The following is a 15,174-nucleotide window of genomic DNA, read 5'->3' as shown; positions in this document are numbered from 1 at the left end:
CCTCATATCTTATTACGATATCCGGACCGATCCGCGCACGCCTCCGGACGTCACGGGATGCGCGCCGCCGAAGCCGGTGCCGCGGCGGCCGCATCGGGATTCGGCGCGAGCCTCAGGCGTACGCGCAACGGCTGCAGCATGTCGGGCGGCGGCGGCTCCGCCAGCGGGCCGGCCGTGAGCAGTTGCCGCAGCGTCGCGTCCGCGTCGGGATTGCCGAGCGACGCGAACTCGACGCGCGTGACGGCGCCGTTCGTGCCGATCCATGCGCGCACGACGATCGCGGGAGGCGGCGCATCGGCGCTCGCGTTCAGCACACGCGCCTCGAGATAGCGGTGCAGGCGATCGGCCGCGTCGCCGTCGGCTTCGAGCCATGCCTGGAACTGCTGCCCGGCGAGCTGTCCGTAGCGGATCCACGATGGCGGCACGTCGGCCGCCTGCGCGACGGCCGAAGGCACGACGCCCACGGCAAGCGCCCATGCGACGACGATCGCCCGCCATCCTCCGGACACGCCCCACTGCTGCATTCGCTTCATTCCGCCTCCCGTTTCGACGATGCGCGGTCGTGCTGCGTCGCGTCGTCCGCTCGTCCTTCGATCCTCAACCGATCTCGATCGGCACATACAGACGCGCGCCGCCGCGCTGAATGAGCAGCGCGACGTTGCCGTGCGCGGCGTCGATCTCGGTCATCAACGCGCCGATGTTCGCAACCGGCGTGCCGTTGACCGACAGCACGACATCGCCGGGCTGCAACCCCGCGCGCGCGGCCTGGCCGCTCGCCTGCTCGACGACGAGCGCCTGGCCGACGCCGAGCCGCTGGCGCTCCTGCTCCGTCGCTGCGCGCAGCGCGAGCCCGAACCGCGCAGGCCCTTGCTCGCCGCTCGCCACCGCCGTGCCGCTGTCGAATGCGCCGACCGTCGCGCTCACGTGCATCGCCCGTCCCGCGCGCCACACGAGCAGGTCGGCTTGCCGCCCGGCCCGCATGCCCGCAACGGTGCCGAGCAGGTCCGCCGATTCGGCGACGGGCTTGCCGTCGACCGCGAGCACGACGTCGCCCGGCTGCAGGCCCGCGTGCGCGGCCGGGCCATCCGGCTCGACCATCGTGATCAGCGCGCCGTCGGGGCTCGCGAGGCCGAACGAACGCGCCAGCGCCTGGCTCACTTCCTGCAAGGCCACGCCGAGCCGGCCGCGCGTGACCTTGCCGGTGCGCAGCAACTGGTCCTTCACGTCGAGCGCGATGTCGATCGGGATCGCGAACGCGAGCCCCTGATAGCCGCCCGTCTTCGAGAAGATCATCGAGTTGATCGCGATCACGCGGCCACTCAGGTCGAACAGCGGGCCGCCCGAATTGCCGGGGTTGATCGGCACGTCGGTCTGGATGAACGGAATCGCGCGCTCGCCGGGCAACGAACGCGACTTCGCGCTAACGATGCCCTGCGTGACCGTATTCGCGAACCCGTACGGCGAACCGATCGCCATCACCCAGTCACCCACTTCGGTGCGCGCCGGGTCGCCGGTCGCGACGACCGGCAGGTTGTGCGCGTCGATGCGGATCACCGCCACGTCCGACACCGGATCGCTGCCGATCACGCGCCCCTTGAACTGCCGCTTGTCGGTCAGCTTCACGTCGATCGCGACCGCATCGCCGACCACGTGCCGGTTGGTCAGGATCACGCCGTCCTCGCTGACGATGAAGCCGGAGCCGAGGCTCACTTCCTCGCGGTTGCCGATCACGCGCCGCGCAAGAAACGGTGCGAGCGGATGATCGGGCGCGATGCCCGGCGGCAACTGGATGCCCATCTGCGTGACTTCGCGCGTGACGCTGATGTTGACGACGGCCGGGCCGACGCGCCGGACCAACGCGGCGAAGTTCGGTAGCGCGACGGTCGGCGTCGGGGTTGGCGTCGGCGATGCGGCACCCGGCTGCGCGGGCCGCTCGGCAGCCGTTGCCGTCGAACAGCCGCATGCGCACGCGCAGGCCAACGCCAGTCCGCCGGCCATCGCTCGCAGCGCCGCTGCCAGGTTCGTGTGCGTGCCCGCTTTCATGTCGCTGTTCCTCGTCGGTTCGCGCCGGAACGCCGCCGGCTCATCGATACCTGCCCCCATGCCCGGGGCCGCCTGCATTACTTCGGCGGCACCGCGACCGGCACATCGGGCCGCTGCGGCGTCGTCGACCTGCCCCAGTTCGAGCCGAAACGGTTCCGCTCGGTCGACAGGTTGAACGTGCCGAGACGGTTCGACGGCTGTTTCGACAACCGCTCCGAATCCGCTTGCGATGCGCCCGCCTGCGGGTCGGCCTTCGGCTTCAGTTGCTGGCTGAGACAGTCGTACGACAGCGCACGCTTGCCGTCGACTTCCGCATCGACGCACACCGGCTTCGTGGCCGAACCCGGGCTGGGCGCCGCAGGCGCGGCCGCACCCGCCGCCGCGCGGCCACCCTGCGCGTGTGCGCCGGTTGCCAGCAGCAGGCAGACGATCGTCGCGATGCCGCTTCGTCGCATCTTCATGCGCGCCTCCTTCAGAAATAGCGCCGTGGCACGCACGCTGCCGCCGTCACAGGTTCGCCGCCGGCGCCGACGTGCGCGCCAGGAAGCGCGCGAACGCCGCGCGGTCAGACGCGTCAACGGCCGGCTCCTGTTCATCGACCTGTCGTGCCCACGCGTCGCGCATGCCGTCGACCGGCTGCCACGCCTGCACCTGTGCGCCGGTCGGATACGGCGTGGAAAGCGGTTCGCGATAGTCGACGCGAAACAGCGGCGGCGCGCTGCCGCCCGCCGTCCACAGATCGCCGACGTCGCGCACGCTCGCGTCGAACCAGAATCGCACCCAGCGCACCGTCGGCGCACGCGGGTCGGTGCCCGGCGCGTCGGCGCCCAACGCGTCCGGCACGCGCAGGAAGCCGGCGAGCACGAGCAGCACGGCCGCCAGATCGTCGTCGCGCAACATCCGGTACGACCAGAGATCCGCGACGTCGACACAGGAGATCACCGCGATGAAACGGGCAATCGTGAGCGTGGGCCACGCGCGCCGCATCAGCGTGTAATGGCGCGCCCAGTGCGCCACGAAGCGCTCGCGGTGCAGGGCGGCGACCTGCACGTCGCGCGAGCCGCGAATCGTCAGTTCCTCGGGCTGATACTGGCGAGTCGTGAGCACGCACTGCGCGGAACACCGCGCGCTCCGGTGCCGCGCATAGCCGCCCGCACCGGGCAACGGCTCCAGCGCACCGAAGCACAGCGGGCAATGCGTGGGCCACTCGCCGGGCCGGCCCGGCCACGGGTTCGCCTTCGGCATGCGCGGGCGGTCGGCGGCCGCGGCCGGGCGGCGTCGCCCCGGCGTGCGTGCTTCGGGTGCGTCGACGCGCGGCGTCGAACGGACGGTTGCCATGAGCGCGCCTACCGGGCAGACGCGAGCGCTTTCTTCAGCGCGTCTTCGTTGATCGGTGCGTTCCCGGCGAGCTTCGCGAGATAGGCCTGCGCGTTCTGCTGGGTGCGCTGCGCACGCAGCATCGCGCGCAGTTGCTCCTTCACGTCGTCCAGCGGACGCGGCGCGGCCGCGCGGATGTCGATCAGCTTCACGACGTGAAAACCCGTCGGCGTCTGGATCGGCGCCGAGACCTGGCCCGGCTTCAGTGCATCGGCCGCCTGACGGACCGCCGGCACCATCAATGGATCGGGCACGAAACCGAGATCGCCGCCGTTCGCGGCACTCGCCTTGTCCTGCGAATTCGCCTTCGCGAGCGCCGCAAAATCGCCGCCGCGCGCGCGGTTCGCGAGATCGGCCGCCTGCTTGCGCGCCTTGTCGAGCGTCGCGGCATCCGCGTTCGGCGGCACCGCGATGTAGATCTGCGCGACGTGCAGCGCGCGCGGCGCGGTGAACGCCGCCCGGTTCTTGTCATAGGCGGACTGCAACTCCGCGTCCGACGGATAGTCGGCCGGCGGTGCATTCACCGACGCCAGATAGCTGCGCACGACGATATCGCGCCGTGCCTGTTCGACGGCGGCCTGCACCTGCGCCTGCTTGTCCCAGCCCTTCGCTTTCGCCTCGGCCAGCACGGCCTTCTGCGCGAGCGTCGAACGCACGACCTGGTCGAGCGCCGCGGGATCGGCCGCGAGACGTTCGCGTCCTTCCGGGCTCACCGCCTTCAGCAGCCCCGCGATATCGTCCTGCGTGACCGACGCCTGCGCGGCGTTCGCGATCACGTCGTCCTGTGCGTGCGCCACGAACGGCGCGCCCAGCAGGAGACTGCCTGCCACGATCGCCAGCCTCTTCATCTTCGTCATCATCGTTCGACTGCCCTCTCGATTGCTCTTGAAATGCGGACGCTGCATCAGCGCGCGTCCGTCAGCGTCATGCGCAGGACGAGCGGCTGCGCCATCCCGCGTGGCGGCGCCGCGCCGACCGCCCGGCCGACGAGCGCGGCGTGCAGCGCGGCGTCGAGCGCCGGTGGCCCGGCCGCGCCGCTGTCGACGCGCGTCACGTGCCCGTACCGGTCGAGCCACGCGCGCACCGGCAGCACGGGACCGTCGTCGCCGGCATCGGCCCGTTCGCCGGCCCAGTGCTCGATGCCGGCGCGCAGGCGGCAAACCGCCGCGTCGTCGCCGTCGAGCGTCGCCTGCAACCACTGCGCGATGCGCCGGGCATACGCGCCCCATGCGGCGGGTGCGTCGCCCGCGGCCATCGCATCCGCCTCGCGCCGCGCGCGGCCCGGCAGCAGCGCCCGCAGGGCGGCGCCGATCCTCACTTCGCGGCGGCCTCGACTGCGCCCGTGGTCGCACCGACCGACGATGCGCCGGCCTGGCCGCCGGCCGCCGCGCGTGCTGCCGCTTCCTGCTCGGCCATCGCGGGACGGTTGCGCAGGTGCAGCAGGAATTCCTGGATCAGGCGATCCCACAGCTCGATCGTCGAGCGCAGGTAGCGCTCGGACACGCCGCCCGCGACGACCACGTCCATCTCCAGCGCGAGAAACTGTCCGTGGCTCGCCAGGCGCGCGAAGCGCTTGGTCCGGTTCCAGTCCGCGACGAGCTCGGCCGGCAATTCGCCCTGCACCTGCAGCACGCACGACAGCGTGTAGTCGATGAACAACTGCGCGGCAAGCTGCGCATCCGCGCCCTGCGGCGCGAGCGCGGCGGCCGGGTTGCCGAAGCGCACCGCGAAACCGATGCCCTGGCTCGCGCTCATCAGCTGCACCGCGCCGTTCTGTTCGGCCGCCGTCACGCGGTAGCCCGCGCGGCGCAGCACGTCGGCGAGATGATCGGCGCTGATCGCTTCGATCGGCGCGTCGTGTGCCGCGCGTTCGTCGCCGGCGTTCGGTTGCTGTTGCTTGTCTTGCATGTCTGTCTTCCCCGTATTCAACGAATCGATCGGTTCATTCCCGGTTCGGGCCCGCACGCTCACTGCGCGTTCGTCACGGCAGCCGGCGCCGATGCCGGCGCCGGCGTTGCCGCAACCGGCCGCGCGGCCGGCCGCGCGGCCGGGTCGTACTTGCCCGCATACAGCGGATCGCCGTAGCGTTGCGCGATGTCGTCGTACTTCACGCGCGCCGACTGCGCGAACGGCTGACGCGACGAGAACAGCGTGCCGAGCCCGACATGCTCGTACGCGTCGAGAATCTCGTGCCCCACGCGATACAGCTCCGCATTGTGTGCCTGGCAGGTTTTCAGTTGCGTGTCACGGGCGGCGACGTCCTTCTGCAGCTGCGTCTGCTGCGCGTCGCGGGCACGCGACACGGCGAGCAAGTCCTCGTAGGACGACTTGTATTTCGCCAGCGACTTCGCGTCCTGCTCGCGGCCCGCGCGCTCCTGCGCGAGCGCGCGCTTCGCGGCCGCCTCGGCGCCCGAATCGCCGCGCGCGGCCGCCAGTTGCCCCTGCATCGCCTTCAGTTGCGCGAGCGCGTCGTCGCGCTGCTTCTCGGCCGCCGCCTTGTCGCTCTGCAACTGCGCCTGGTTGTCCTGCAGCTGGCGCAGCTCCTGCACGGTCGAGCGCAACTGGCTGCGCAGCTTGTCCTCGATGCTCTGCGCATGCGCGCCGCCGGCCGCGAGCAGCAGCGTGCCGGTCAGGGCGGCAGCGAGCATCGTGCGTTTGATCGTGTTCATCCGCGGCTCCGGTCAGAAGCGAGCATTGAGCTCGATCTGCAGCACGTCGATCGATACCGGCGGCCCGTACACTTCCTTCGAGCTCAGGTAACGGGCCGACACCCACGTATCGCGTGCGACCGCATACGCGGCGCCGAGCACATAGCCGCGCGCGTTGGTGCCGCCAAGGTGGAAGTCGGGATCGTTGAATGCATCGAGCACGGCGTCCGGCTGCAGGTACTTGTACGCGATCGAGAAGTTCCACTGGCCCTTCTCGCGCGGCTCCGGCTCGCCGAACGTCGCCTTCGCGAGGAAGCCGTTCGGGCCGCTGCGATAGTCGGCGCGCGTCGCGTTCACCGACGTCGAATCGTAGTTGTTGACCGGCAGCGACGCCGCCGCGAACGCCTTGTTGTCGTTGTACGCGAGGTTGCGCACGTATTCGCCGTCGAGACGCAGCTTGAAGCGATCGGCCACCACCGTGTCCCACTGCGCCTTCAGGTCGAGCAGCCGGTAGTTGTAGGCCAGGCCGAACAGCTGCGGCTGCGGCGTCATGCCCGGCGCGAGGTTCGGGTTCTGCACGATGTTGCGCAGCGCGATCAGCGTGTTGCCGCCCTGCATGAACGCCGGCGCCTCGTTGTCGGTGCTGCAGCTCGTCGCGCCGAGATACAGCGCGCACGGCGACGACAGCGTGCCGCGCATGTTCTGGAAGTCGTAGTACGCGAGCGCGCCGCGCAGCCGGTTCTTCGCGTCGATCTTCCAGTCGGCGCCGAACTGCGCGCCGAACATCCACTTCGTGTCGCTACCGGCCTTCTCGGTGCTGTTCGACGGGAAGTTCTCGCTCGTGTACTGGATCGGGAACACGCCGAGCGTGCCGAACAGCGTGACGTCCGGATTCCACGGCAGCGCATGGCGCAGGTTCGCGGCGAGCCCGTCCATCATCAGGTCGTCGGAGAACACGAGATCCGACTTGAAGAACGGATTGTCGAAACGGCCGGCCGTCAGGTTCAGCCACGACGTCGGCTTGTACGCGAAGAACGCCTTGTTCAGCCAGATGTTCTTCTTCGCGAAACCGCCGCCCGCGGTGGCCGTGGTCGATACGGGCCCGTTGTCGTTGCCGCTCGCGAGCTGGATGCCGGCGATCATCTCGTCGGACAGTGTGGCCGTCACGCCGAGTCGCGCGCGGTAGCGCAGCAGGTTGTTGCGGTTCTCCCGCGTGTTCTGCGTGGGGATCTGCGTGTTGTTCGTGTTCGAGTTGACGTCGAAGCCGCCGCCCTGGTTGATCGCCGCGAAGTTCGTCACGCCGTTCGTGTTGTTGCCGCCGTAGAAGTGATACTCGTCGCGCACGCGCAGGTCGCCGTCGAGCTTGATGCGCGACACCCAGTCGGGGAACGTGTTCGGCTGCGCCCAGTTCTCGGCCTTCGCCTGCGCGATCACTTCCTGCTTCACCTGGTCGCGGATCTGGTCGCGCACGAGTTGCGGCACGTACGGCACCGCGACGTCGCCCGGCTGCGTCGGCGGGTTGACCACCCCGCCCGCCACGACCGGCGCGCCCGATGCGCGGGCCGACCGCGCCTGCACGGCCTCGGTGCGCGCCTCGCTGATCAGCTCGTTCGCGTTCTGCTGCGTGAGCACGCCGCGCTTCACGAGCAGGTTGATCAGGTTGATCACCACGCTTTCCGTCGGCGCGGCTTTCCCCGATGCAGCCTGCGCCTCGAGCGACTGCCCGTGCGCGGCGGACGCGCAGGTCAGCCCGAGCGTCAGCACCGCCGCGCCGACGCGCGACAGGCGCGCGGGTAGCGCGCCGTTGCGAGGCACCCCACCCCGTCCGTTCAAATTCCGAATCATCGAAGCACTCCGAACAATTGTCGTTTCTTTTCCGGCAGCATCCGTACCTCGGCGCCGCCCCATGATTCTTTCGTCGTTTCGCGCGCGCATCGTCATGCCGGCTTGCGCCCCTGAAGCTTGACGAGCACCGGATACGAGGTCGCCGGCGGCGGCACCTCGTCGACCCGGCCGAGCGCTTCGACCGCCGCGACGACGGCCGCATCGATCTTCGCGTCGCCGGTGGACTGCGCGATCGTCACCTTCGTGATTCGCCCCGACGTATCCATCCACAGGTTCAGGCTGCCCGCGAACCGCGCGCCGCCGGCCTCCTGCACGCCCTTGTCCTGCTCGATCGCGCGCTGCAACACGTACACCATGTATTGCGCATAGCTCGCGTTGCCGAACTTGCCGCCCCCGCCGCTGCCGACCATCCCCGAGCCATCGCCCGCGCCGATGCCGAAGTTGTCGGTCCCGGCCTGCGCATCGGCATTCATCGTCATCTGCTTCGGCTGGTTGTCCGACGGCTTCGGCGCCTCGGACGGCTTCGGCGCGATCGTCGGCCGCTCGAGCGGCGTCTTGACCTCTTCCTTGATCTTCTCGGGCGGCGGCTTCTGTTTCGGCGGCGGCGGCGGGGGCGGCGGCGGCAATGGAATCACCGTCGTCACCTGCGGCGCGCTCACGCGCTTCACGCCCGCGGTATCGCCCGCGAAATGCCAGATCAGCGCGGCCACGCCCGCGAGCGCCAGCGCGATCGCGACGGGCTTCACGTAGCGGCCGGGGCCCTTGTCCGGCGGGCCGCCGTTGTAGGTCATCTCCATCGCGTCAGCCGCCCTGCTTCGCCTTGCCGGTCACCAGGCCGACCTGCGAGAGGTCGAGGCGGCGCAGCAGGTCGAGCACGTCCATCACCTTCTGGTACTGCACGCCCGCGTCGCCCTTCAGCACGATCGGAAAATCCGGGCTGGTCGCCTTCTCGGTGCGCAGCCGGCTCTCGAGCTCGTCCATCGTCACCGGGTACGCGTCGAGGAACACCTGCCCCGAATCGGCGACCGTGATCGCCTTCGTCTTCGGTTTCGCGAGGCTCGCGGACGAGCTCGCCTTCGGCAGATCGACCTTGATGCCCTGCACCGACGCGGTCGTCATGATGATGAAGATGATCAGCAGCACGTACGCGAGGTCGAGCATCGGCGTGATGTTGATGTCGTCGTACGGCTTGTCGTCGTCCTGAACCTGCATGGTGGTCTCCTGCGTGCGTCAGTCGGCCAGCACCGCGTGATCGGGCGCGCGGTGGGCTTCGGCGAGGCGCGTGACGAATTCGTCGACGAACACCTGCATGTTCGCGGTCACGTTCTTGTTGCGGATCAGCAGGTAGTTGTAGCCAAACAGCGCGGGGATCGCGACGAACAGGCCCGTGACGGTGGCGAGCAGCGCGGCAGCGATACCCGGTGCGATCGCGTTCACGTTCACGTCGCCGGCCGCGGCGATCGCCGCGAACGTGATCATCACGCCCACCACCGTGCCCAGCAGCCCGAGGAACGGGCCGCCCGAGATCGCGATCGTCAGCAGCACCATCGACTTCGACAGCCGCTGGTTCTCGCGCACGAGCGTCGCGTCCATCGACGCGCGGATCGCCTCGATCGATTCCGACGTGATCACCGTGCGGCCGTTGCTGTCGACGCGGCTGTGGATTTCATGCACGCCGGCCTTGTACAGCCGGTACAGCGACGACTGGTACAGGCGGCGGCCGTCGGCGCTCGCTTCGTCGACATGCGCGAGACCGACCAGGTGGCGCCCGGCCACTTCGCGGAAGCGCTGCACGAAATACTGGTTCGCCTTGTCGACGGTGCCGACGTAGCGCGCCTTCGTCCACATCACGATCCACGACACGAGCGCCATGCCGAGCAGGATCGTGATCACGACCCACGCGTCGACGGTCACCGACTGCACGATCACGCCGAAGTAGCCGAAGCCGAAGCCCGACTGCTTTTCATCGGCGCCGTAGGCGACGAGCTTCGATTCCGAACCTTGTGCGAGCGCATCGACCGCGATCGTGGCCGGCGAGCGCGCGATCTTCGACAGGCGCAGTTCGTCGAGCGCGCCGGCGTAACCGGCGAAGCCCGCCGGTGCGCCGGTGGCATCCGCACCGACGGTTGCGGCGCTGTTCAGCGCGGGCAGCGTCGCCGCGACCTGCGCGGCCTGCTTGCCGTTCACGTAGACGGTGAGGTTCTTGCCGTCGGCCGTGACCGCGAGATACGTCCACTGGTTCGCGGCGACCGGCGATGCGGCCGGCGTGCGTACCGGTGCGGCACCACCCGCGACTTCCGCGAACGGCACGCCGTTGTCGAGGCCGATCAGCAGCGCGTTCGCGCCGTCGCGACGGCTGTACAGCAGCGTGTTCGGCGCGAGCGCCGACGGCTTCACCCATGCGCTGAAGGTGAAGCTGCCGCCGGCCGGCACATTCAGCGACGGGCTCGCCGGCAGCGTCAGCGACCCGCTGCCGTCGAACCGCGCGCCCTTGCCGACGATGCCATCCTCGACCGTCTTGAACGACGCGTTCTGCGCGTGGTTGCCATACGCGGTCAGGTCCTTCGGCGGCGCACCCGCCGCGCCGCTGAAGTGGTACACGAGCGTGTAGTCGGCATCGAACGTCTCGGCCGGCTTGCTGCCGTCCGGCGCCTTTTTGTTGCCGTAGTACATCCAGATCGACTCGGCGGCGCCGGCCGGCATCTTCGGAATGTCGACCCAGATCAGCGCGACGCCGAGTACCGGGTCGTATTGCTCGACGTGGTAGTTCAGCGGCGTCTTGTCGTCGGCGGCGACGAAGCGGATGTCCGCGCCGTTGTCGGCCAGCCCGTCGAACTGGAAGTTGCCGGAGTGCAGGCGAATCAGCAGCGGCACGCGGCCGGCCGATTCCGCGAGGTTCGCGCCTTTCGCGCTCGCGTCGATCGTGATCGCCTTCCGGTACGACCAGTCGTTCTGCCACCATGCGTTCGCGATGCCGGGCAGCACGCCGAGCATCACCGCCAACAGGAAAAACAAGACTCGCTTCACGATCCACTCCCCGAATGTGCGGGCGCCGCGCTCGTCGCATCGCCCCGGCACGATCAAAAAAAATCCGTCAGAACCCCAGCCTTACGTAGAAATCGAACCGCGGGCTGTACTGCCGCGTATAGACGCCCGCCTTCAACGGCCAGCCGGCCTCGAAATCCGCGCTCGCGTACTTCATGATCTGCACCCGTGTGCCGACGCCGACACTCATCAGGTTGAAGCGCGACGTCTGCTCCGGCAGCGGGCTCAGCAGCCACAGGTGCGCCGCATCGAAGAACGCGTGGAAACGCCACTCGTTCACGCGGCTGCCGATCGCGCCGCCGAGCCACTTCGCGAGCGACGGGCTGCGCAGCTCGACCGACGCGATCACGCCGCTGTCGGCCGTGTCCTCGGCCTGCATGTAGCCGCGCACGCTGTTCATCCCGCCCGCGGCGAACTGCTCGCTCGACACGAGCGGCGAGTTCGAGATCTGCGCATTCACGTGCGCATTGGCCTGCATGTCGTTCGCGAAGCGCTGCGTGTGGTTGACGTCGAACTTGCCGTACACGAAATCGGGCGTCGCGTTGTAGCGCTTGTTGTCCCACGCGCCCCAGTCGCTGCCGAAGCCGCGGATGTTCGTCGTCAGCGACGCGGAGAACGACGTCTGCGAGTTCTTCAGGCTCAACTGGCCGTTGTACGACAGCGTCACCGGCACGTACGTGAGCGGCGCGGTCGAGCCGGTCTGGCCCGGTATCGACACGTTTTCGTCGAAGTGCTTGCGGTCGATCTCGACGCTGACCGAATGCGCGTAGGTTTCCGTCGCCGGCAACGCGTAGATCGCGGTGAAGCCGTACGTGGTGCCCTTGCCGAGCACGTTGGTGTTCGCGACCGACGCGACGTTGCTGTCCGAATGCACGACCGTCGCGAGGAAGCTCCAGTGCGAATCCTTGATCGGTGCGAGATACGAGAATGCGTAGACGCGCGCGTCGTTCGGATGCTGCGGCGCGAGCACGTAGGTGCCGGAAATCACGTGGCCGAGCTGCCACAGATTCGAGTAGCTGACGTTCGCGGTCGTGCGCAGCGTCGACGTGCCGGGGCTGTTGTCGTTGTTCAGCTCGAGCGAGCCGTGCAGCGGGCTGTGATCGTCGACCTTCAGGTCGACGTCGACCGTCTGCGGCAGCGCACCCGGCTTGAGGATCGGAATCACCTGCCGGTCCGCCGAGCGGTTCAGGTCGGTGAGCTGCTGCTGTGCCTGGTTGAAATCGGGCACCTGGCCCTCGGCCAGCGCGGGCACCGCATCGCGGATGTTCTGAGGCGAGTTGTATTGCGCGCCGTCGACGCGCAAGCGCCCGACCTTCGCTTCCGTCACCTGCAGCAGGATCACGCCGTTCTTCACCTGCTGCTGCGGCAGCTCGACGACGACCGACTGGTAGCCGCGATCCTGGTACGCCTTCTGCAATGCGTCACGCGCCGCGTTCACGTCGGCGAGCGTGCGGCCCGGCCCTTCGAACGGATACACGGCCTTCTCGATCTCGAGCGTCGGCAACGTCGTGTTGCCGCGCACCACGAAGGCATTCACGTCGAACGACTGCGGCGCGGCCGGCGCCGCCTTCGCGGCCGGCGCGGCTTCCTGCGCATGAATCCCCGGCGCGACGCCCAGCCCACCGGCCAGCACGACGCCCGCCAGGCATCGGCAGTTCAGCCGCCATCGTTCGCGTGACTTGCGGTCTACTCTCGGCGGCATGCGCCATTCCCCTTTGTTGTTCCGGATCGACGCAAAGCGCACCGCGCCAGCCGTTCGCTCCGCTATCAAATGCCTGTTTCACTTTGATGACGATTTATTCGTCATCCTTAGCATGACCTGCGCAATGCTGTTCCGATCACCGCACCGACCTTATCCGTGATGCATCCGCGCCGCCCCCGCATCGATCGCACCGCCAAACTGCGCACACGCGAACTTCACCAGCGTATCGACGCACATCGCAAGCGAAGCACGACCCGCATCGATCTCGAGGTCGGCTGCCACCGGCGGTTCGTACGGTGCCGAAACACCCGTGAACTCCGGCAGCGCGCCACGCCGCGCCTTCGCATACAGCCCCTTCGGATCCCGCGCCTCGCAGCAGTCCAGCGCCGTGCTCACATACACCTCACGGAATCTCGGCCCCACGATCGCTTTCGCTTCGTCGCGCATCGCCGCAAGCGGTGAAATGACCGCGACGATCGCAAGCGCGCCGGGTTCGCTCAACAGTGCCGCGACTTCGGCGATGCGCCGCACGTTCTCGAAACGATCCTGCACCGTAAAGCCGAGATCCCGATTCAGCCCCTTCCGCAACCGGTCGCCATCGAGCACCACCGGAAGCATCCATTGGTCGCCCAGTCGCGCGGCCACTGCGTCGGCCAGCGTCGTCTTGCCCGCGCCCGACAGCCCCGTGAGCCACAGCACCCCGCCGGCCCGCCGCGGCGAGGCATCCCACCCTGAGCGAGCCCCATCTATCGATAAGGACGAAACGACACCGGGAAACCCGCAACCAGCGATCTTCATCACGCGTTCTCCACCGTATTCGCGGGTTCGTCGTCCTCACGCGGACGCGTCTGCCAGAAGCCGCCCTGCATCGTCACGATCGACGGTGTCTCGGCCCATTGATGCGGGCTCAGGATTTCGGCGCGCCGCACGTTCGGAAGCACCTGCACGTCGAAGATCTCGTCGACGCCGTTGAAGAACTGAAGGATGCCGAGCACGTCGCCGGTGTTCGCGTCGAGCGCGGCCACCCCGGCGACCAGCACATCCGATTCGCTTTCGATCGGCAACCCCTGCGGGCCGCGTTTGTCACGCAGCTTCGACAGGCCGACGAACAACACGCCGCCGTACTCGGCGAGACCGTGCGTAAAGCCGGGCAGCTTCGCGAGCACACGCCGCGCACCGGACTGCGGATCGATCTGCAGCACGTGGCCGCGGCCGCCTTCGAGCACATGCAGCCGCCCGCCGATCACGCGCGGCGAATGCGGCATCGACAGCCCCGATGCGACGACCCGGCCCGACGGCACCTCCATCACGATGCCGCCGCCGGCCATCCCGCTGCGCCAGCCGAACGGCTCGTTGCTCATGCCGAGCGCGGTCACGAAGCGCACCTTGCCCTCGGCAAACGCCATGCCGTTCAGGTGGCACCGATCGTCCGGTGCGGTTTCCGTCACGAACGGCGGCTGCCAGATCGGCGTGAAGTTGAAATAGCCGTCGATCACGCTGATGCACGAATAGCGCGTGTTGACCGCGAGCAGGACGTGCTTGTCGAACGCCATGTCGTGCAGGTCGAGATCGCCGGTGTAGTAGGACATGCGCGGCACGAACATCGCGTCGTAATGATCGGGGCGAACCGGATAGCGCGGCGCAAGCGTCGACACGTTCGCGAACACCATCAGCTCGTGCATCGTCGCGACCGCGAGCCGGTTGCCGGACACGGCCATCCCCATCGAGCGCGGCAACAGGCACGCGGACAGCGTGGGAACGCCATCGTCAACACCGATCACGGCGACGCCGGACGGACGGCGGCTCACGGCCAGCGAACACTTGAGCGCCTCGAGCACCTGCAGGAAGCGCCCCGTGTCGCGCAGGTTGATGACCGGCGACAACGCTTCCGCCTGCCGTGCCGATGCGTCGTGCACCGGCGCGCCGCTATCGCCGGTCGCCCTGGTTTCCTCGAACTGTTCCACTGTCATGCACCTGTCGGCTTCATGCCGCCTGATGAGAAAAAATGCGCGTATCCGCGTGCCCCCGCGCGCCGGCACGGCGCATCGGGGCCGCTTGCGGCGCACCGAGTCGCAGCTCCCACCTACCTAGACGGAACGAAGCGCGCATTGCCGCAATGTTTTTTGCGTGACGTCGATCGATCCGCCGGCACCGGCAAACGATCGACGCACGCGGCCTGCAATGCGCGCGCAGCCGCCCCTCGCGCAAGACTGGCGAGAAGCGGCGCATGACCTTGCGTGGCCCCCGTTTCGTGTACGTGTCGTCGCGTCGCCGGCGTGCGGCGCCCGGCGGTCCGCCGTTGCGCGCGGACGGCCGGCAAACGTGTCGCCGTCTGGCCGGCCGACGCGCAATAGCGCGACGTGCCGGCGAGCAGCCCGACAATCCTCGGGTTTCAACCGGGAAGTTTTTGTGACATTCCGCTGAAGATATTCACGAAACGCTCGCGAAACACGGCAAGCGATCGTCGAGACCGTTTACGCGGCGCCGCGCAATCGCGATGTGCGGCGCGGCAAA

15 protein-coding genes are annotated in these 15,174 nt (G+C 68.6%); all 15 read right to left on the bottom strand.

The genetic code is table 11. The annotated features are described in order from the left end of the window. Positions 1-50: 50 nt before the first annotated feature. Positions 51-533, bottom strand: a complete 483-nt coding sequence (locus FFS49_RS13710; RefSeq protein ID WP_105818005.1) for a hypothetical protein — start codon at positions 531-533, stop codon at positions 51-53. A gap of 64 nt (positions 534-597) precedes the next feature. Then, positions 598-2,043, bottom strand: a complete 1,446-nt coding sequence (locus FFS49_RS13705) for a Do family serine endopeptidase (RefSeq protein ID WP_105818369.1) — start codon at positions 2,041-2,043, stop codon at positions 598-600. A 77-nt stretch (positions 2,044-2,120) separates the two neighbouring features. Then, a complete protein-coding gene (locus FFS49_RS13700) occupies positions 2,121-2,504 on the bottom strand; it encodes a hypothetical protein (protein ID WP_071332342.1) in 384 nt (127 codons plus the stop codon). 46 nt (positions 2,505-2,550) lie between these two features. Further along, complete coding sequence (locus FFS49_RS13695; RefSeq protein ID WP_105818006.1) at positions 2,551-3,381, bottom strand: hypothetical protein; 831 nt, start codon at positions 3,379-3,381, stop codon at positions 2,551-2,553. Positions 3,382-3,389: 8 nt separating this feature from the next. After that, positions 3,390-4,280 carry a peptidylprolyl isomerase gene (locus FFS49_RS13690; RefSeq protein ID WP_105818007.1) on the bottom strand — a complete coding sequence of 297 codons (891 nt, stop codon included), beginning with the start codon at positions 4,278-4,280 and terminating at the stop codon, positions 3,390-3,392. A gap of 44 nt (positions 4,281-4,324) precedes the next feature. Beyond that, on the bottom strand, positions 4,325-4,738 hold the full coding sequence (locus FFS49_RS13685) for a hypothetical protein (RefSeq protein ID WP_105818008.1): 414 nt from the start codon (positions 4,736-4,738) through the stop codon (positions 4,325-4,327). Then, positions 4,735-5,328 (bottom strand): YbjN domain-containing protein, encoded by a 594-nt coding sequence (locus tag FFS49_RS13680; RefSeq protein ID WP_105818009.1) that lies wholly within the window; start codon positions 5,326-5,328, stop codon positions 4,735-4,737. Before FFS49_RS13680 ends, FFS49_RS13685 begins: the two co-directional genes overlap by 4 nt. 59 nt (positions 5,329-5,387) lie before the next feature. After that, positions 5,388-6,089: a hypothetical protein gene (locus FFS49_RS13675; protein ID WP_105818010.1), complete on the bottom strand. Its 702-nt coding sequence runs from the start codon at positions 6,087-6,089 to the stop codon at positions 5,388-5,390. Between the two features lie 12 nt (positions 6,090-6,101). Beyond that, on the bottom strand, positions 6,102-7,913 hold the full coding sequence (locus tag FFS49_RS13670) for a putative porin (RefSeq protein WP_105818011.1): 1,812 nt from the start codon (positions 7,911-7,913) through the stop codon (positions 6,102-6,104). Positions 7,914-8,005: 92 nt separating this feature from the next. Further along, a complete protein-coding gene (locus FFS49_RS13665) occupies positions 8,006-8,710 on the bottom strand; it encodes a TonB family protein (protein WP_105818012.1) in 705 nt (234 codons plus the stop codon). A gap of 4 nt (positions 8,711-8,714) precedes the next feature. Beyond that, on the bottom strand, positions 8,715-9,125 hold the full coding sequence (locus FFS49_RS13660; RefSeq protein WP_021161942.1) for a biopolymer transporter ExbD: 411 nt from the start codon (positions 9,123-9,125) through the stop codon (positions 8,715-8,717). An 18-nt stretch (positions 9,126-9,143) separates the two neighbouring features. After that, positions 9,144-10,940 carry a MotA/TolQ/ExbB proton channel family protein gene (locus FFS49_RS13655; RefSeq protein ID WP_105818370.1) on the bottom strand — a complete coding sequence of 599 codons (1,797 nt, stop codon included), beginning with the start codon at positions 10,938-10,940 and terminating at the stop codon, positions 9,144-9,146. A gap of 67 nt (positions 10,941-11,007) precedes the next feature. Further along, on the bottom strand, positions 11,008-12,660 hold the full coding sequence (locus FFS49_RS13650) for a ShlB/FhaC/HecB family hemolysin secretion/activation protein (RefSeq protein ID WP_224755826.1): 1,653 nt from the start codon (positions 12,658-12,660) through the stop codon (positions 11,008-11,010). Positions 12,661-12,810: 150 nt separating this feature from the next. Beyond that, complete coding sequence (cysC, locus tag FFS49_RS13645; RefSeq protein WP_224755827.1) at positions 12,811-13,458, bottom strand: adenylyl-sulfate kinase; 648 nt, start codon at positions 13,456-13,458, stop codon at positions 12,811-12,813. Next, a complete protein-coding gene (locus tag FFS49_RS13640) occupies positions 13,458-14,630 on the bottom strand; it encodes a TIGR03032 family protein (RefSeq protein ID WP_105818014.1) in 1,173 nt (390 codons plus the stop codon). Before FFS49_RS13640 ends, cysC begins: the two co-directional genes overlap by 1 nt. Positions 14,631-15,174 lie beyond the last annotated feature (544 nt).

Source organism: Burkholderia sp. 4NA327C6, from assembly GCF_005502655.1.
Lineage (GTDB): Bacteria > Pseudomonadota > Gammaproteobacteria > Burkholderiales > Burkholderiaceae > Burkholderia > Burkholderia contaminans.
This window is presented reverse-complemented; position numbering and strand designations above follow the sequence as displayed.

Coding starts and splice junctions, on each gene's coding strand:
- FFS49_RS13640 (WP_105818014.1), bottom strand. CDS start 14,630: ATGACAGTGGAACAGTTCGAGGAAACCAGGGCGACCGGCGATAGCGGC.
- FFS49_RS13690 (WP_105818007.1), bottom strand. CDS start 4,280: ATGATGACGAAGATGAAGAGGCTGGCGATCGTGGCAGGCAGTCTCCTG.
- FFS49_RS13665 (WP_105818012.1), bottom strand. CDS start 8,710: ATGGAGATGACCTACAACGGCGGCCCGCCGGACAAGGGCCCCGGCCGC.
- FFS49_RS13695 (WP_105818006.1), bottom strand. CDS start 3,381: ATGGCAACCGTCCGTTCGACGCCGCGCGTCGACGCACCCGAAGCACGC.
- FFS49_RS13705 (WP_105818369.1), bottom strand. CDS start 2,043: ATGAAAGCGGGCACGCACACGAACCTGGCAGCGGCGCTGCGAGCGATG.
- FFS49_RS13700 (WP_071332342.1), bottom strand. CDS start 2,504: ATGAAGATGCGACGAAGCGGCATCGCGACGATCGTCTGCCTGCTGCTG.
- FFS49_RS13670 (WP_105818011.1), bottom strand. CDS start 7,913: ATGATTCGGAATTTGAACGGACGGGGTGGGGTGCCTCGCAACGGCGCG.
- FFS49_RS13680 (WP_105818009.1), bottom strand. CDS start 5,328: ATGCAAGACAAGCAACAGCAACCGAACGCCGGCGACGAACGCGCGGCA.
- cysC (WP_224755827.1), bottom strand. CDS start 13,458: ATGAAGATCGCTGGTTGCGGGTTTCCCGGTGTCGTTTCGTCCTTATCG.
- FFS49_RS13650 (WP_224755826.1), bottom strand. CDS start 12,660: ATGCCGCCGAGAGTAGACCGCAAGTCACGCGAACGATGGCGGCTGAAC.
- FFS49_RS13675 (WP_105818010.1), bottom strand. CDS start 6,089: ATGAACACGATCAAACGCACGATGCTCGCTGCCGCCCTGACCGGCACG.
- FFS49_RS13710 (WP_105818005.1), bottom strand. CDS start 533: ATGAAGCGAATGCAGCAGTGGGGCGTGTCCGGAGGATGGCGGGCGATC.
- FFS49_RS13660 (WP_021161942.1), bottom strand. CDS start 9,125: ATGCAGGTTCAGGACGACGACAAGCCGTACGACGACATCAACATCACG.